This window comes from Shimazuella sp. NTD248 (assembly GCF_059510395.1).
In genome coordinates this window covers 289534-305707 of sequence record NZ_JCAJZT010000002.1, presented here as the reverse complement: position 1 = coordinate 305707, position 16174 = coordinate 289534, and the positions used below count along the sequence as shown (strand labels likewise).

The window sequence follows — 16174 nt, the reverse complement described above, 5'->3', positions numbered from 1 at the left end:
TACAAAGAGGATACCTTTTTTTGATGATCCAGAAAAATATAATTATGAGGAAGTGGAAATGATTATTCATAATTTACAAAAAATAATTGATCCATTAGAATCTTAGGTAAGATCTTCGCTTCAACCATGGAGTATGGGTGTCGCAAAAGTACACCACGTTCGGCAGGGAAGTCACTTTGGATGTCTATGGAGTGGACTTCGACCTCCTCGACAATGTGGGGGAGTTAGAAGTCCAGTTAATCCGTGCAGCCAAGGAGTGCGGTGCCACGGTAGTGGGTGTGGAGTCTGAGACATTTGACCCGCAAGGCGTCACGATTGCAGTGGTGCTGTCCGAGAGTCACTTGACCATTCACACTTACCCTGAGGAAGGATACGCAGCGATCAACTGCTTCACCTGTGGTAGAACAGTTGATCCGGAGCTTGCGATCCGATACCTGATCGAGGTGCTAGAACCGGAGTCGTACTCTGGCTGGCTCATTCCAAGGGGACAAGGACCCATGAGTCCGAAGCCCTTCAAGTAGGCGAGGAGCTTTCAAGGGACTGGTGCTGTCTTCGATGGTGCCAGTCCCCGGCTTTTATGTAAGGTTGGACGAATAAACGAGTATTAGAAGGCAGAAATGAGCCTTCTAACGATAGAGACGAATATATGAAAAAGATAAAAGCCTCCATAATTAGGAGACTTCAATAAGTTATTTTATGGTTACCTTTACATTTCGAAAAGCATTGTTCTGATAGGTTTTACACTTAGAATGATCCAATGGAATGATCAATTTATTGATTTCTTTTCCATCTTCTTGACTTTGTTCAAAAAGTTCAAGGGTTAAGTTTTTATGTTTTTCTACTTTGATTTTTTCCTTAAAATCTCCCCAGTCAGGTGCACCTTTCGAAGCTGTACCATAACCTTTGGTTAATTCTTTCTTTTTTAATGTAATCCGATAAGAGTAAGTGGCTTCCCAAATTCGAGCTTGTCCTGTCACTACATAGGTGACATAAGATTTTGTTGGTGTTTTTGCTTCTGCTAGATTTGGAACGATTACAAGTGTGGCAAAGAGTGAGAGTGCTAGAACATAAGATGTTAATCGTTTCATGATAGATTCCTCCAAACGTGATAGGTGATAGAGTTCACGATGTATATTTTATACGAAAATTATGATAATTAAAATAAAAAAATCAAAACATTCACATCTATTCTGGGTTTCCATAAAAAAGGACAGCAATTAGGACAGTTTATCTAAGGAGATGCAAGACAACTGCTCTCTTGGTATCTCTTTGTAATAAAACAACTTCTCACCCAAGAAAGCGGACATGATTCTTATGGAATGCGAGATGCAGCGTTTCTGATGCGAATGATACTATAAAGTATAAAACAGAACGATCTTTTGGACCGTTCTGTTTTTTATTGATCTGTTTCCACCAGAAAGTCACAGGAGGCTTTTGCCACTCCGTTCACAAGGATGGTCAAAGTATGGACTCCACCATAATGTTTTCGAGTAGATAAGTCTCGAAATGAATGCCTTTTGCTGTAGGACTTTGTTTCCCCACTTTTCATCTCGATTTCTGTTATTTTGAATACTTTTCTACTGGTCTTTCCGCTTGCTTTTACAAAATCAATTGCGTATTCGATTCGCGATTTCTGTTGATCTTGTGAATGAATCTGAAAGGAAAAGTTAAGATCGCCCCCTATTGGAATGGAGTTTGGACTATGAGTAAAATGTGTCAATTCGAAAGCAGCGTTTTCTTGGTAACCAAAAATAGAGAGGATACGCTGATCGCCTTTTTTTAAAAGGGTACGGCAAGCATGTTTGATAATCCAATCGGTATGCTCATTTTCTCCATACCACTTTGTAGCGAGCTCTAGAATTAAATCAGGATGTGTTTTGGAGATATCGTTCAAGCTGTTGGCAACACTCTTTCTAACATAGAGAGACGGATCTTGTTTAAGATTTTCAAGGATAGGTAAGACGGGTAACGGATTATGTTTGAGTGATGGAATAGAAATCCCCCATGGAAGGCGTGGACGACATCCTTCGCTTGCTAATCTTCGTACGTGTTCATTTGGATGGTTAGACCATCGGAACATTTGATTCAACATTTTCGGTTGATTAAGTAGTAAAAATGGCCGAACAGCAAACTCAGCAGTAGAGTATGGTGTGAAAATTTCCAGTGCAGATATCGATTCATCCCAATTTTTCAAGCCGTATTGTTCCACATAGTCAGGAAAGATGAGTCCCGTTAAACCAGTGAACTTTGAAGCTACTGCAAATAGGATAGCAAGTGTGTCTAAATAAGCTTTTGGTAAGGTTTCATATAGGGAAATTGTTATCCGACGCATACGCTGTTTGAGAGCTAGATCATCCCAATCTGCCTGGAAAATATACTGGTGAAAGGCTTCTTCGTCAAAAGAAGGATATTCTTTTTTTACTGCTGTACCAAGCTGATTTACAAAACGAGAGTTGTAAACATTTTTTAATTTATCCATTGTTTGTTCTACCTTTAGAAACAATTTTAGAAGATATTATCCATTTTATTCTAACCGCCTTTTGATAAAATGTTAAGCTATTCAAATTTGACTAGCGGTGATAATTTGATTATACTTAGTTTGATGAAAAGGAGTGAAGAGATTGTCAGCTGTTCGATTACTCGTTTTGGGGACCTTTTTACGAAGAAAAGTAGCTCATGGTTATCTTGTTTATCAAGATTTAACAACATGGAGAGCGGATACTTGGACAAGTGTGAAACCAGGTTCTATCTATCATGCTTTGGAAAAGCTCGAATCGCAGGAAATGATCTTGCCGATAGATTCTGCCAAGAGTGGAGTGAAACTTGGCCCATCACGAACAGAGTATCAATTGACGAATAAAGGAGAAGCAGAATTTCTCATTCTGTTGGAAGCAGCATTAAAAAGCAACGATTTTCAAATGTTGGCTGCCGGAATTGCCTTTATGGAATTTATGCCACGCGAGTATGTAATGAAACTTTTAGAGGATCGGCTTGTTCACTTGCAAGAAACAGAATCCTTTCTCCGAAAATTGCCAACAGAGTTCATCCCATCTGATCCTTCGAAACACCCAGAACTGGTGGGGATGTGGGTTGGTTATATTGGATATGCCCAAGAAGTAACACATCGATTAATTCATTCGATCCAGTCAGGGAGCTATGTATTTAAGGGAGAGTAGAAGAAGAGGAGGAGTTTAGTTTGCTAACAGCGACGAAATTACATGATGGAAGTATGATAACGATTGAAGTCTTAGGCACAGGGCCAAGTTTATTACTACCAGTAAATCCGCAGCCAGTAGAAGGGGCACAAGCAGAGGAGATGAAAAAATGGGGTGTAGACCCAGCTTTAGGTCGAAACTTAATGAAAGGTCTAAGTGACCGATACCGAGTCATCGCATTCGATTATGAAGGGCATGTTCAGCAAGTACCGAAGGCAAATACGTTGACGCCAGAAAATGTAGCAGCAGACATGCTAACTATCGCAGATGCTGTAGGTGCAGATACATTTATTTATTATGGTTATTCTTGGCTGGCATTGAGTGGATTACAGTTAGCAATTCGTACAAATCGAATTTCTGGTTTGATCATGGGCGGGTTTCCTCCGATTGATGGTCCATATAAAGAAATGCTGAAAGTAACGATGGCGACTTATGAGATGTCTAAAGAGTCATTAAATAAATATTCCTCATCACCTCAAACAACAGAATCAGAAGAATTTGATTGGTCAACCGTAGACGTGACACTAAGTGAAGAGCAAACAAAACAATTTGTTACCTTGTATCAAAGTTTACAAACATTTGACGATAGGAAAATCCAATCCTCCCTCATATGTCCAAAACTTTGTTTTGCTGGAGGAGCGGATAAAATCGAATATGGGGAACGTTGGGGAAATGTACAAGTAGACATTGCAGTGCCAATGATCCGACTGCGTCAAGAATTAGAATCATATGATTGGGATGTTCGAATACTTGACGGCTTGGACCATACACAAGCGATGCAGGCAGATCATGTTTTATCAGTGATCCGACCTTGGTTAGAAACTCATTTTTCTACTAAGGAATAAAGAAAAAGATTGTGCATCAAGTTCATGCACAATCTTTGCCTGCTAAAAGTACCGGACGGATTTGTATTTCTCGATTTCACTTAATATTACGTTCACATTTTCATTCAACGTTTTGACAGGGATAGTTCCCATAAGGGCTTTTTCATACCCCTTAATGCGAATGAATTTTGTTCGACCTAATCTATTATATTGAACTTCTTTGATTTGTTCCCATGCAGTAAAAAATTGTTTTCCTTTTAATCCTAAAACAGTTATTCCCTCGTCTGTAATTGTAAGTAAGGGCTCCGTAACGTTTAAATAGTTGAGATGATTACGTAGACTGATGAAGGAGACAATACTCATTAACAAGAAGAAGGAAAAAGGAATAATCAAGATCCATCTTTGATTTTCTACTGTTTGTAAATCCACTAACCCAACAAGAACACCAAGAATAAATAAAGCAATGACACTCAATAAAATCGTGAGGAATAAGCTTAATATCAACATTTGAATTCGTTTTCTTCGATTCTGAAAGATTTGCATGTTCTGTCTCTCCCTAAAAGTAGCATATACAAAAAGAATTTTAAGTTTGATTATATTATGATTTTCTGTTTGATGCATTTGTAATGAAAAAACTTCAATTTTTCCGTTTAATAGAAAAGCAAGATAGTTCGATAACTATCTTGCTTTTTTGCTTGTGACAAAGCTGCATATTCATGTGTTTAATTTTTTTCTTGTTGTGATCCAAATAGACAAACCATTTATCCATAGTGTGAGTGCTACCCCAAATCCAATAAACACATAAGTCGGGATAATAGAAACGCCTGATATAGTTGCAGATGTTGGTAAGAAAAAAGCAATCAACCCCAAAATACAAAGAATAATTCCAACTGCGTAGTGAGAAGAAACTTGAAAAAGTTTCGCTAGCGGAAAAAAATGTATCCCGACAATAATGGCCATAATCGGAAAAAATAATTCAAAGTGATTCAATGCACTACAAACAACACTGGCTATAGCTATTGCAATTCCCTCTATACCAAATACGATCCCAAATTGTCGATTCACCCGTTTCCAGTGTGCTGCTTCTTCGGGAGAGAAATGATTTTCTAAAGAACGGGCACGATAAAATAACATAATACCCCCGATCAACAACAATACACTTATGATGATCGATATTACAAGTGACCAAGGAGACCATAACCCTTGTAGTCCCCCTATTCCGATTGAAGCCCACACGGCACCAAAAAAAGCCATAAAAAGTATACCGCTAGCTGCACCCCTCACAGCAGCTTTTGGCAGTTGGAGACTATTATTCATTTTTTACACATTCCTTTTTGTTCATTTACTCTTTAAATAATAATATTTATTTTAGGAATCTGTCTATATGAAAGCCAGCCGAAAATAAAAAAGACCCTACATCGAGTCAAAGTCAAGTTTGGGACTACAGTTTAGTTATTTCTTTGCGTTCGTTATTTAACTTAGTTAGATTAGGAGTTTTTGATTTTTCTTGATTGGTCAATTTGTATTACTCTTTCAACATCAAAATATGTGGTACACTTTCGTCAATTCGTTTTTGAATTATCGTCCTTTATCGATGACGCTTAAAATAAATATAATGATGAAAAATATCTCTTGTAAAGTGAGCGACCGTCCGGTGTTTGTCGAAAGACAACACCGGACGGTCTATGCTCCGCTAGGAGCTAGGAACTACTGCCCCGGCGGGGGCGGGGGAACGGGGTTGGACTCCGCCTGACCGGCGGTGTCACCCTTGGCCACTTCCTCGGCGTTCTGCCGATCCTCGTCACCCATGGGGAGTACTCCTTTCAGTAACGGCAAACAGGGCGTTTGCCGACTGAATTAATAATAACTAAATTTCGCTATTTTTTCAATATTTTTTATATAAAGAAAATTAGATATACATTAGGAATTATTGCCAAAAAGACTTGAATATCGATGAAGGATTCAAGTCTTTTTGATGTGTTTTCTATTCAAGAAGTGGGTGTTTGAGGTGTACTGGAAGGAAATAGGGGATCAGTTGGCTGAATTTCTTGTTCCTTTGCCGGTCTGTTGACAAAATAAATGCCCACTCCAATAAAGATGGCACCAAGTCCTACATACCAATGCAGTACTTCATGTAAAAGGAGCCAGCCGCCAATCGTACCAATCAATGGTACAAGGAACAGAAATGAACTGACTTTTGCAGGATCATTATTTCCGATTAAGTAGAACCAAGTGACAAATTGGACGATGGAGCTCATGATGATCAAGTAAATCAGCACAAATAGAAGCTTGGACAAAGCTACAGCGTGAAGATCAAACATGGGTTTTTCTAAGAACATACTAGCGATGAAGAGAAAAATGCCTCCAAAACCCATCTGATAGGCAGTCATCACCCATGTATTCATTGTTTTCCCCCAATGCTTGATCAGTAAGGTAGCAATAGCCCAAAAAATTCCTGCTAACAAAGCAATCCAAGCACCTGATTCAAATTGCAACTGCATCCCTTGGGTTAAAAATACACCTGCAAATCCTAAGAGGACGCCAATCCATTGTAAGGCTCGATATCTTACTCCCAACAACAAAAATTGGATGATCACTAACCAGATAGGATTGGTCGAAGAAAGGATGGATGCATTGCCGGATGTGATCGTACGCATGCTGAAGTAGATCATCCCTAAAACTAAGGTGCTTTGAAATAGTCCGATAGTGGCTATTTTTACCCAGAGCCCAACTTGTTTTGGATGAGGTAACTTCCAAATAAAAGGGTACATGAGTAAAAAAGCACCTAAAAAACGGATACTCAACAGTAAATAGGGAGAAGAAAAGGTTAATCCCATTTTGCCAATGGGATAATTTAAACCAGCTACTATGGTTGTAAGCGAAATGAAAAAGATAAAGGAAGATCGTTTCATGTTAATCCCTCATTCTGTATTGGATATGTTATAATCCTATATGCATATAACCATCATGTAAAATGATTAAATTTGATATATATAATCATAAAAAGTGATACAAAAGGGAGAAAGGGTTAGGCGTTTCTTTGCTGCCAAAATCAGCGGTGAAAATGATGGAAGATCAAGGATTAGTCTGCACGCATCCAATCCCAGATCACTATCGGCACTCTCATATTTATTTTGTCTATCGAAAAGACTTATTTCAAACATGTGCATTCGAAAAATTTCTGGAGCATATTGGTTAATCTTGTCTTTTCCAAATGGATTATTGCTGGATAACTTATCATTGACTCTTCTATCTGATCCGTGGTATCATGTTGTCTGTTACCGCACAGAGTAGGGTTTAAATGGACTAGCTCCTCCCTCACTTTTGGCGAGTCTTCATAATAGAGGAGGTTAAAAGATGTACGCATTGATTGAAACAGGCGGCAAACAATACCGCGTAGAAAAAGATAGTGTGCTCTTTATTGAAAAATTGGATGCAGCTGAGGGAGATACCGTTACCTTTGATAAGGTGTTGTTCGTTTCCAATGAAGGAAATGTACAAGTAGGTAGCCCTGTAGTGGAAAATGCAAAAGTGACCGGTAAAGTATTGAAACAAGGACGGTCGAAAAAAATTACCGTCTTTAAATATAAGCCTAAAAAGAACTACAAGAAAAAGCAAGGCCATCGTCAACCATTTACTCGTGTTGTAATCGAATCTATCGAAGCGTAAGATGATTCGCATTCGAGTAAAGCGAAACCAAGCTGGTCTTGTAGAGCAAATAAAGGTAACCGGTCATGCTAACTTTGCAGAGCACGGAATGGATATTGTTTGTGCTGCCGTTTCTGCTGTGACCATCGGCATGGTAAATGCGATGGAGCAGATAACAGGTGTCACCGTTCATCAACCCGATGATGGAGAAGGCAGAGTAGATTGCCGTATACCTGATGATTTGCCTACAGAAGAAGTACGTACACAGCTCGGTCTTCTCATGCAGGCGATGGATTTATCGCTAAAGGGTATCGCGGAAGGATACCCAGAGTATGTTCAATACAAATAAAATAAAAAGGAAAGAGGTGTAACCTATGCTACAACTTAATCTACAGTTGTTTGCTTCTAAAAAAGGGGTAGGATCGACAAAGAACGGTCGTGATAGCCGATCCAAACGTCTAGGTGTGAAACGTGGAGACGGTCAATTCGTACTCGCTGGTAACATCTTGGTTCGCCAACGTGGAACAAAGATTTATCCAGGAACCAATGTTGGTCGTGGTGGAGACGATACACTATTTGCGACTGCTGATGGTGTTGTGCGTTTTGAACGCTTTGGAAAAGATCGTAAACGTGTAAGCATCTACCCAGTTGCCTCTGAAGAAGTAGCAGCAACACAAGCGTAATTACATTGTAAAAGACAGGAGTGACACTCAGACATTGGTAGTGTCACTCTTTTTTTATCTTATAGGAAGAAAAGGAGCGATAGGTTTGCCGCGTTCTGCTTTTTATTTGCTAGTTCCAATGGTTGTGCTTGTAGTATGGGGATTGACTACGATGGATGTTGTGTGGTTTTTTACCATCATTGTTGTCTTTCTACTCAGTTTATTTTTTTATATTCTAGCGGCAAAAAAAGAACAACAGCAACAAGAAGCGGCAAGAACAAAGCGATTGCTCGGTAAAATTCGTCATGATCTGATGAACCATGTGCAAGTGTTGATGGGATATCAGATGATGAATCGTGTTGATAAAATAAGCGAATACTTAGAGCGTTTAGCAAAACAGGCGACGGTAGAAAGGGAAATATCGGAGTTAAAAGATGAGGAGTTAGCGGTTTTCTTATTGACCTTGTCTCATCATTTTCCCCAGTGGGAATGGGAAGTTCAGAAATTGCCAACCTATGTGGAACAGCCTGCTAAGACAAATGAGCCGATTGTAAATTGGTTGTCCACATGTATTCAATTGTTAGCAAAAATGGGAGAGAATAAATACGATTGGCAAAAGGTCATTTTGCAGTTATCTGGTGACGACCGAACCAACTTTTTTTCGTTTCAAGTATACGATGCAGAAAATAAGCTCATCCAGCTTCATGTTCCGGCTGGAGAATGGACAAACTTAAAAGATCAGTTTAAACAACTGCAATTAGAGATGGAAAATCAACAACGACTAATATTACGTACAGGTGTGAGTAGGTGAGAAGGTGTTTGTCGATAAAGTCAAGATTTTTGTGAAAGGCGGCGATGGGGGCAATGGAATGGTTGCTTTTCGCCGTGAAAAGTTTGTAGCAGAAGGTGGCCCATGGGGCGGCGATGGCGGCCGCGGAGGAAATGTCATTTTTGAAGTTGAAGAAGGACTTCGTACTCTTGTCGATTTTCGTTACAAAAAGCATTTCAAAGCGGATCGAGGCGAACATGGACGAAAGAAAAATCAACACGGTGCTGGTGCAGAAGATATGGTGGTGAAGGTCCCTCCAGGTACAACCGTTCGTGATGCAGAGACTGGTGAATTGATAGTTGATTTGACAACGCATCACCAGACTGCAATTATCGCTAAAGGGGGTCGTGGTGGAAGAGGAAATATGCGTTTCGCTACTTCTGTAAATCCTGCCCCGCAGATTGCGGAAAATGGAGAGCCCGGCGCAGAACGATGGGTAGAATTAGAGTTGAAATTACTAGCAGATGTTGGGCTTGTCGGGTATCCAAGTGTGGGAAAATCGACGTTGTTATCAGTTGTTTCAGCGGCAAAGCCGAAAATCGGTGCTTATCATTTTACGACGATCATTCCGAATCTAGGTGTGGTTCGTGTGGATGATGGTCGAAGTTTTGTTATGGCAGATTTGCCGGGTTTAATCGAAGGTGCTCACCAAGGTGTGGGTCTTGGTCATCAGTTTTTACGTCATATTGAACGTACTAAAGTCATCGTCCATGTAATCGATATGGCTGGATCAGAAGGTCGTGACCCATATGAAGATTATTTACAAATCAATGAGGAAATCCGGCTTTATAAACATAACTTAGAAAAAAGACCGCAAATTATCGTAGCCAACAAGATGGATTTGCCAGAAGCAGCAGAACAACTGGAATTATTCCAAGAGCAGATCGGTCAAGATGTACCCGTTTATCCAGTATCTGCGATAAGTAGAGAAGGACTCAAAAAAGTCTTGTTTGCTGCTGCTGATTTATTAGAGAAGATGGAAGAAGAGGAAGTAGAACAAGAACAATCCGAACAGATTTCAGCAGAGACAGTAGTGTATAGAAGCGAAGGAGAAGAACCAGCTTTCACCATTCGCAGAGAAAATGAAGTATATGTCGTCGAAGGTCATCGGATTGAGAAACTGATCAAGATGACGAACTTTCGCTTTCATGATAGCTTAATGCGTTTTGCCAATACGATTAAACAAATGGGTGTCGAAGATGCGCTTCGTAAGCGAGGAGCAAAAGAAGGCGATACCGTACGTATCGGGGAGATGGAGTTTGAGTTATCGGATGGATTAGATACAGATACGGATTAAAACGGGCGGCCGGGCGACCCCATTTGTCGATGGGTCGTCCGGCCGTCTCTGGTCACTTCTGGGGCACAGAAGGTTCGAACTGGAAGCGCTGGCGGAGATCGACGATCGCACTGTACGGGTCTTTCTTCTTTTGAGAACCTGTGGAATCACTTGCTGACTCACCCAGATCCTGCCGTGCTTCATAGACAGTTCTACTTAGGTTATTCCATTCCTCGGACATACCAGTCTCCTTTGACCAGAGGTTACTTATAACATTAAACTATTTTTCAATGTACTGCTAGTCATTAATTAGAAAAAACATAATTATCTTTTTTTAGTTTTTAAAATCTTTATCCATCGTTTAAACTGAAAAGTAATAAAAAAACAAAAGCGATATCATCCGCTTTTGTTTTTTACATATCTTATACTAATTGTTGTCGATATTTCGCTTTGATTTGATCGAGTAATTCGTGACATCCAGAGGAAATTAAGTCGTAGGTTTCATCAAAGTCGCCAGTAAAATAAGGGTCTGGTATTTCTTTATATGTCGTATGAGGAAGAAAATCGACAAATCGATATAAGTGAGGGCAAGGACGTCCACATAAACGTGTCAAATTTTTAAAGTTACTGTTGTCCATTGCTATGATAAAGTTAAAATGAGTAAAATCAGATGGAGCTACTTGACGTGCTTCCATCCCTTCATGACATATACCAGCTTGATCCAATTTGGTGCGGGTGCCGACATGAGGAATATTTCCGACGTGCCAATCTCCTGTACCTGCTGAATCAATGTGAATCTTATCTTGTAGGCCCGATTCTTTGACGTAATGACGAAAAACTGCTTCAGCCATTGGAGAGCGACAGATGTTACCCAGACATACAAATAATACGGATATCATGCTATTTCTCCTTATCAAAAATAAATTCATGTTAAGTGTAACATAAGTACCGAATGATTGGACAGCCCATGAAAGTTCATTGTACAACCGAAAAATTAAAAATGGAGTAGGAGAAAAATATTCATGTTAAAAAAAGTAGGTTACTTAGGACCAATCGGCTCATTCAGCCATGAAGCAGCAGAGTCCTTGTTTCAATCTAACATATATGAGCATACCCCACTCGCCAGTATCCCTGATGTGATTAGCAGCGTCGACAAAGGTTCTGTGGACTTAGGGGTTGTTCCAGTAGAAAATGCAATTGAAGGCTCTGTCACAGCTACACTAGATTGGTTGGTTCACCAAGTTGATTTACCAATTGTCGCCGAATTTCTTTTCCCAATCTCGCAATGTATCTTAACTCACCCAGAGCAAATTCATACTCCTGCAAATCAGATTACAAAAGTTTTGTCGCATCCACAAGCAATCGCTCAATGTCGTGTTTATTTGAAAGAAAAGTACCCACAAGCGGAGTGGGTGTTTACAGATAGTACTTCCCAAGCAGCCGCTCTTGTTGCGGAATCTCCAAGTGAACCATGGGTTTGTATTGGTGCAAAGCAGGCAGCCGTGCTAAATGGATTAGAAATTTTAGAATCACATGCGGAAGATCACCCAAATAATGTGACTCGTTTCATCGTTATCAGTAAAAGTGTGGAAACGTGGAAAAAAGAATCGAAAGAGTATAAGACGAGTCTTCAGATCACATTACCTAGTGATTATCCAGGAGCCTTGTATCAAGTGTTGGCATCATTTTCTTGGCGAAAAATTAACTTAACTCATATTGAATCAAGACCAACAAAAACAGGTCTAGGAAATTACTTTTTCTTAATTGATGCCCAATTGCCCGTGGATCATGTGCTTTTAAAAGGAACAATAGAAGAAATAGAAGCGATTGGATGCCAGACGCGTGTACTTGGTTCTTATCCGTGTTTCTCGTTTTTGGAGCAAGCTATTCATTGACAAGTAGGGAATCTCAAGCTTATACTTTTTAAAAATAATTAAAAATTATGGGAGGAACAGAAATGGAAAGCGAACGTTGGGTATTTATCAATGGAGAGTATAAACGTAAGGCGGAAGCCTCAGTTTCAGTCTTCGATCATGGCTTTTTATATGGGGATGGAGTCTTTGAAGGAATTCGTGTATATAGTGGAAATGTTTTCCGTCTGCACGAGCACATGATCCGACTCTATGAATCCGCCAAGTCTATTCTCCTTGATATCCCTTATACCTTAGAGGAACTGGAAGCACATGTGGTAGAAACCGTTCGCAAAAATCAGTTGTTGGATGCATATATTCGCCTTGTTGTGTCAAGAGGGGATGGGCCGCTTGGTCTTGATCCAGCAGAATGTAACGGTGCCAATGTAATCGTCATTGTTGATAAAATTCGTCTATATCCACAAGAACTTTATGATAAAGGGCTTTCTGTAGTAACTGTTCCAACTCGTCGGAATATTCCCGATGCATTAAATCCACGTGTGAAATCACTTAATTATTTAAATAATATTTTAGCGAAAACGGAAGCGAAGCAAGCTGGAGCTCAAGAAGCAATCATTCTTTCTAGTGATGGATATGTAACAGAAGGTTCTAGTGATAATATATTTATGGTAAAAGATAATGTTCTTTATACTCCTCCTTGTTATCTGGGAGCCCTTAAAGGTATCACAAGACAATCGATTATAGATATTGCTGCGGAATTAGGTTACCAAGTGAAAGAAGAACCATTTACCCGCCATGATGTTTTTATTGCTGACGAAGTATTATTAACCGGAACGGGTGCAGAAGTTATTTCTGTTGTACAGGTTGATGGTCGTCCAATTGCAGATGGTGTACCAGGTCCTGTATTCCAAGATTTAATAACCCAATTTAGAAAATTAGTAACCTATGATGGTATTTCTGCATTTCCTTCTGAAGTTAAATTGTAAATGCGAATAAAAAATCCTCACACGTTTGCTGAGAAAACGTGTGAGGATTTTTTAATTCAGCACATCTCGTCTGGAGAAAACGACAAATGCAATAATAATTGCCACGATGGACCAAATAGCGAGGATAGCTAAGGAGAAGGGAAGACTCATACCTGAGATAAGTATCGGCTTTCCTGCTAAGTAATCGGTCAATCGAAGATTGATAAAAACGAAGTACCGCAAGCTCTGCCAAGTCGGTGCTAATTGAGTTAGCAGGCTTCCGGAGATAACTGCTGCCAGCATTACTCCCATACTCGTTGCTGTGTTTCGAACTAACACAGACACCATAAAAGATATCGTACCGACAGCGAGCGCAGAAAACCAAGCCAGTCCAAATGCATAAATAATATACTTCCATTGCGGAATAAGATGGACTTGATTAGTAATCAGTTGATTACCTTGTTGGATAAATCCACTTAATACAGGTAAACTCCAGCCTTTATATCCAAAAATAATACCAGATATCAGGTAACTCAATAGTCCTGTGATCAACATGACCAGCGAAATACTCAAAATAAGTGCCAAATATTTGCTTAGAAGCACTTTCCATCTGGCTACCGGTCGTGTCAACAATACTTTTATCGTACCATTGGCATATTCAGAGGAAACTAAATCCGCTGCTAAAATAACGACGATCAGTGGTAAAAATAAGGCAACTGCTTCTTCCATAAATTTTCGTACGAAAGTAGGTGCACCTGGAGCTGTAGGATTGATATTGTTTTTTAAATAGTATTTTTGTTGATCGATGGTCAATTTTGTCCACTTTTTCCATTCTTCTGGTACTCGACTAGAGGTCAACTGATTTTCACTGTCAACAATTTGTTGCTGCAAAATAGCTTTCCAATCCGATGTTCCGATTTGTTTGATGGTAGCTTGGACAGTCACATATTGAGCGTATGTAAAGATGGGGATTAATACAGCTAAAATCAATACTACTACTAAGAAGCGCTTTTTTCGGAACATTTTTAGCAGTTCATTATAAACGAGTTTAACCAATTCCTTCACCACCGGTCATTTCCAAAAATATATCTTCTAATGTTTGATTCATTGGGCGTATTGCACTTACCTGAATATCAGATGCGAGTAAGAGTTGGTTGGTCTCGGCGATTTTTTCTACAGGCATGTGCACCATCACGCGTTCTTTGCCTAGTTGCTCTACATTTTTGATATAAGACAATGCAGAAAATTGTTTGATAGCTGCGGGTATTGGGTCTAATGACCATTCTACTTTGCTGTCATCGCCTACTAATTGTGATACAGCAGCTGTCTTTAACACTTTTCCATGGCTTATAATTGCAACGCGTTCGCAAAGAAGCTGAATTTCGTATAGGATGTGGCTTGAGATGAAGATGCTGATAGATTGTTCTTGCGCAAGTTGACGTATGAATGCTCGAAGCTCACGAATGCCTGCTGGGTCTAAGCCATTTGTAGGCTCGTCTAAAATGAGCAGTTGAGGATTTCCTAGTAAAGCTTGGGCGATCCCCAGCCTCTGTCTCATGCCAAGGGAGTATGTTTTTACAGTTTCATCAATTCGTTTCTCCAATTCAACTAATCGAACTACTTCATCAATACGATCCTCGTCAATATTATCGATCATTCGAGCAAAGTGCTCCAAATTTTCTCTTCCGGTAAGATAAGGATAAAGTTCTGGATTTTCAACGATACATCCTACTTGTTTGATAGCATCCAAAAAATTGCTTTGTAAGTTATATCCTCCAATAGCAATAGAACCCGATGTTGGTTTGATAAGACCCACTAACATTCGAATCGTAGTTGTTTTACCGGCTCCATTGGGTCCGAGAAAGCCAAAAATTTCACCAGGATTTACGGTAAAGGAGATATCATCGACGATCGTTCTTCCTCCGATTTTTTTGGTAAGGTGTTCGACTGATAAGACTGGTTTCATCGGGAAGTCCTCCTTTTATGGAATTACTGGGAATACACGATCTGCAATACGCTGATAACCAGTGTCATTTGGGTGGAAGTGGTCGCTAGATAAAAATTGTTTATTACGGATTTGAAACAAATCAAAAGTAGGGACAACGATTATTTTTGAGTAGTTTGCACTGATCTTTAACAGTTCGCTGTTCCAATCAGCCACTAGCTCAGATGTCATCTTTTCATTTTCTAACCCCGCAAACGGATTGTAAATACCCATAACTACAACCGTCGCTTTTGGGTTCAAGTTTCTTATGACACTTAAAATTTGAGTCATGTTTTTCTTATATTGATCTAAACTTTTTTGCGCACCTGATATGTCAATATTTTCTAATTGTCCACTTCCCCGAAAAAGATCATTGCTCCCGATCGTGATAGTGATCCAATTTGCCTTTTTTATAAAATCTTGTATCTCTTTGTCTCTTATCTGTTTTACTAACTGTGGCGAAGTTTGCCCACTAACAGCAAGGTTTATCATACTTAATGAAGAGTGATTTTTTGATTCCATGGTCTGTTTGAGTCGACCGATATAGCCTTTTCCTGTTGAATCTCCAATTCCTCTTGTAAGCGAATCCCCTAAACCGAGCAATAGTCCGTTTTTACTTACGGACACATTTTCAGATGGTACTGTTGATTTCACTGTTTGGATTTGAGGTAAAAGTATCTCTTTTACTCCTAATACAAACCCTGTGATGAGAAATAGGGTGGAGAATACCGCCACTGTATAGACAAGAAACATCGTCTTTTTCCGCATACAAAATCTCCTTTTCTAAGGGTCCACTGAAGTATTGTACCGTTTATTTGTCTTTAAGAAATCATACCTAAGTCTTATTTCAAAAATCAAAAAGCAAAATTAGCCCACTTCGTGCATAGGATGTAGATATAT

General features: G+C 39.5%; 20 protein-coding genes, 1 pseudogene and 1 other annotated feature. Of the genes and pseudogenes, 11 read left to right on the top strand and 10 right to left on the bottom strand.

Annotated features, from left to right (window positions below; translation table 11 throughout):
- Positions 1-137: 137 nt before the first annotated feature.
- A complete protein-coding gene (speD, locus tag AC5WOE_RS06210; RefSeq protein ID WP_496052164.1) occupies positions 138-521 on the top strand; it encodes an adenosylmethionine decarboxylase in 384 nt (127 codons plus the stop codon).
- 168 nt (positions 522-689) lie between these two features.
- On the opposite strand, the gene AC5WOE_RS06205 is transcribed toward speD, so the two are convergent.
- Both AC5WOE_RS06205 and AC5WOE_RS06200 read right to left on the bottom strand, forming a co-directional pair.
- Positions 690-1088: a Gmad2 immunoglobulin-like domain-containing protein gene (locus AC5WOE_RS06205; RefSeq protein WP_496052163.1), complete on the bottom strand. Its 399-nt coding sequence runs from the start codon at positions 1086-1088 to the stop codon at positions 690-692.
- A gap of 308 nt (positions 1089-1396) precedes the next feature.
- Positions 1397-2479, bottom strand: coding sequence for a DNA alkylation repair protein (locus AC5WOE_RS06200; RefSeq protein ID WP_496052162.1), 1083 nt, complete (start codon positions 2477-2479; stop codon positions 1397-1399).
- A gap of 142 nt (positions 2480-2621) precedes the next feature.
- Between AC5WOE_RS06200 and AC5WOE_RS06195 the strand changes: the two genes are divergently transcribed.
- Both AC5WOE_RS06195 and AC5WOE_RS06190 read left to right on the top strand, forming a co-directional pair.
- Positions 2622-3176: a PadR family transcriptional regulator gene (locus tag AC5WOE_RS06195; RefSeq protein ID WP_496052161.1), complete on the top strand. Its 555-nt coding sequence runs from the start codon at positions 2622-2624 to the stop codon at positions 3174-3176.
- Between the two features lie 20 nt (positions 3177-3196).
- Entirely contained in the window at positions 3197-4060 is an 864-nt protein-coding gene (locus AC5WOE_RS06190; protein WP_496052160.1) for an alpha/beta fold hydrolase, read from the top strand.
- Between the two features lie 42 nt (positions 4061-4102).
- On the opposite strand, the gene AC5WOE_RS06185 is transcribed toward AC5WOE_RS06190, so the two are convergent.
- The 3 genes from AC5WOE_RS06185 to AC5WOE_RS06175 all read right to left on the bottom strand — a co-directional run bounded on the left by AC5WOE_RS06185 (position 4103) and on the right by AC5WOE_RS06175 (position 6951).
- The gene (locus tag AC5WOE_RS06185; protein ID WP_496052159.1) at positions 4103-4582 is read right to left on the bottom strand and encodes a hypothetical protein; all 480 of its coding nucleotides are present in this window, start codon (positions 4580-4582) and stop codon (positions 4103-4105) included.
- A gap of 171 nt (positions 4583-4753) precedes the next feature.
- A complete protein-coding gene (locus tag AC5WOE_RS06180; RefSeq protein WP_496049583.1) occupies positions 4754-5356 on the bottom strand; it encodes a hypothetical protein in 603 nt (200 codons plus the stop codon).
- 671 nt (positions 5357-6027) lie between these two features.
- Complete coding sequence (locus tag AC5WOE_RS06175; RefSeq protein ID WP_496052158.1) at positions 6028-6951, bottom strand: DMT family transporter; 924 nt, start codon at positions 6949-6951, stop codon at positions 6028-6030.
- Positions 6952-7073: 122 nt separating this feature from the next.
- On the opposite strand from AC5WOE_RS06175, the pseudogene AC5WOE_RS06170 reads away from it, so the two are divergent.
- From AC5WOE_RS06170 to obgE, 6 genes and pseudogenes are all read left to right on the top strand, one after another.
- A pseudogene (locus AC5WOE_RS06170) lies at positions 7074-7238 on the top strand (LysR family transcriptional regulator); the annotation flags it as partial.
- Positions 7239-7308: 70 nt separating this feature from the next.
- Positions 7309-7384: a sequence feature (ribosomal protein L21 leader region), on the top strand.
- 12 nt (positions 7385-7396) lie between these two features.
- On the top strand, positions 7397-7708 hold the full coding sequence (gene rplU / locus AC5WOE_RS06165) for a 50S ribosomal protein L21 (protein ID WP_496049586.1): 312 nt from the start codon (positions 7397-7399) through the stop codon (positions 7706-7708).
- A 1-nt stretch (position 7709) separates the two neighbouring features.
- Positions 7710-8036, top strand: coding sequence for a ribosomal-processing cysteine protease Prp (locus AC5WOE_RS06160; protein WP_496049587.1), 327 nt, complete (start codon positions 7710-7712; stop codon positions 8034-8036).
- 25 nt (positions 8037-8061) lie between these two features.
- The gene (gene rpmA, locus AC5WOE_RS06155; protein ID WP_240873877.1) at positions 8062-8370 is read left to right on the top strand and encodes a 50S ribosomal protein L27; all 309 of its coding nucleotides are present in this window, start codon (positions 8062-8064) and stop codon (positions 8368-8370) included.
- 85 nt (positions 8371-8455) lie between these two features.
- A complete protein-coding gene (locus AC5WOE_RS06150; RefSeq protein ID WP_496052157.1) occupies positions 8456-9160 on the top strand; it encodes a Spo0B domain-containing protein in 705 nt (234 codons plus the stop codon).
- A gap of 4 nt (positions 9161-9164) precedes the next feature.
- Complete coding sequence (obgE, locus tag AC5WOE_RS06145) at positions 9165-10475, top strand: GTPase ObgE (RefSeq protein ID WP_496049589.1); 1311 nt, start codon at positions 9165-9167, stop codon at positions 10473-10475.
- Between the two features lie 52 nt (positions 10476-10527).
- On the opposite strand, the gene AC5WOE_RS06140 is transcribed toward obgE, so the two are convergent.
- Complete coding sequence (locus AC5WOE_RS06140; RefSeq protein ID WP_496049590.1) at positions 10528-10695, bottom strand: hypothetical protein; 168 nt, start codon at positions 10693-10695, stop codon at positions 10528-10530.
- A 181-nt stretch (positions 10696-10876) separates the two neighbouring features.
- Complete coding sequence (locus AC5WOE_RS06135) at positions 10877-11353, bottom strand: low molecular weight protein-tyrosine-phosphatase (protein ID WP_496049591.1); 477 nt, start codon at positions 11351-11353, stop codon at positions 10877-10879.
- A gap of 123 nt (positions 11354-11476) precedes the next feature.
- On the opposite strand from AC5WOE_RS06135, the gene pheA reads away from it, so the two are divergent.
- Both pheA and ilvE read left to right on the top strand, forming a co-directional pair.
- A complete protein-coding gene (pheA, locus tag AC5WOE_RS06130) occupies positions 11477-12349 on the top strand; it encodes a prephenate dehydratase (protein WP_496052156.1) in 873 nt (290 codons plus the stop codon).
- A gap of 62 nt (positions 12350-12411) precedes the next feature.
- Entirely contained in the window at positions 12412-13311 is a 900-nt protein-coding gene (gene ilvE, locus AC5WOE_RS06125) for a branched-chain-amino-acid transaminase (RefSeq protein WP_496049593.1), read from the top strand.
- A gap of 51 nt (positions 13312-13362) precedes the next feature.
- Here the strand turns inward: ilvE and AC5WOE_RS06120 are convergent, their stop codons facing one another.
- The 3 genes from AC5WOE_RS06120 to AC5WOE_RS06110 are packed head-to-tail and all read right to left on the bottom strand — an operon-like array spanning position 13363 to position 16042.
- Entirely contained in the window at positions 13363-14355 is a 993-nt protein-coding gene (locus tag AC5WOE_RS06120) for an ABC transporter permease (RefSeq protein ID WP_496049594.1), read from the bottom strand.
- Entirely contained in the window at positions 14339-15256 is a 918-nt protein-coding gene (locus tag AC5WOE_RS06115; RefSeq protein ID WP_496049595.1) for an ABC transporter ATP-binding protein, read from the bottom strand. Before AC5WOE_RS06115 ends, AC5WOE_RS06120 begins: the two co-directional genes overlap by 17 nt.
- A gap of 15 nt (positions 15257-15271) precedes the next feature.
- Positions 15272-16042 carry a GDSL-type esterase/lipase family protein gene (locus AC5WOE_RS06110; protein ID WP_496052155.1) on the bottom strand — a complete coding sequence of 257 codons (771 nt, stop codon included), beginning with the start codon at positions 16040-16042 and terminating at the stop codon, positions 15272-15274.
- Positions 16043-16174 lie beyond the last annotated feature (132 nt).

Excerpts from the sequence above, each read along its gene's own strand:
- rpmA (WP_240873877.1), top strand. The coding sequence starts at position 8,062 with ATGCTACAACTTAATCTACAGTTGTTTGCTTCTAAAAAAGGGGTAGGA.
- rplU (WP_496049586.1), top strand. The coding sequence starts at position 7,397 with ATGTACGCATTGATTGAAACAGGCGGCAAACAATACCGCGTAGAAAAA.
- AC5WOE_RS06140 (WP_496049590.1), bottom strand. The coding sequence starts at position 10,695 with ATGTCCGAGGAATGGAATAACCTAAGTAGAACTGTCTATGAAGCACGG.
- AC5WOE_RS06180 (WP_496049583.1), bottom strand. The coding sequence starts at position 5,356 with ATGAATAATAGTCTCCAACTGCCAAAAGCTGCTGTGAGGGGTGCAGCT.
- AC5WOE_RS06175 (WP_496052158.1), bottom strand. The coding sequence starts at position 6,951 with ATGAAACGATCTTCCTTTATCTTTTTCATTTCGCTTACAACCATAGTA.
- pheA (WP_496052156.1), top strand. The coding sequence starts at position 11,477 with ATGTTAAAAAAAGTAGGTTACTTAGGACCAATCGGCTCATTCAGCCAT.
- AC5WOE_RS06185 (WP_496052159.1), bottom strand. The coding sequence starts at position 4,582 with ATGCAAATCTTTCAGAATCGAAGAAAACGAATTCAAATGTTGATATTA.
- AC5WOE_RS06200 (WP_496052162.1), bottom strand. The coding sequence starts at position 2,479 with ATGGATAAATTAAAAAATGTTTACAACTCTCGTTTTGTAAATCAGCTT.
- AC5WOE_RS06205 (WP_496052163.1), bottom strand. The coding sequence starts at position 1,088 with ATGAAACGATTAACATCTTATGTTCTAGCACTCTCACTCTTTGCCACA.
- ilvE (WP_496049593.1), top strand. The coding sequence starts at position 12,412 with ATGGAAAGCGAACGTTGGGTATTTATCAATGGAGAGTATAAACGTAAG.
- AC5WOE_RS06115 (WP_496049595.1), bottom strand. The coding sequence starts at position 15,256 with ATGAAACCAGTCTTATCAGTCGAACACCTTACCAAAAAAATCGGAGGA.
- AC5WOE_RS06110 (WP_496052155.1), bottom strand. The coding sequence starts at position 16,042 with ATGCGGAAAAAGACGATGTTTCTTGTCTATACAGTGGCGGTATTCTCC.
- AC5WOE_RS06160 (WP_496049587.1), top strand. The coding sequence starts at position 7,710 with ATGATTCGCATTCGAGTAAAGCGAAACCAAGCTGGTCTTGTAGAGCAA.
- AC5WOE_RS06135 (WP_496049591.1), bottom strand. The coding sequence starts at position 11,353 with ATGATATCCGTATTATTTGTATGTCTGGGTAACATCTGTCGCTCTCCA.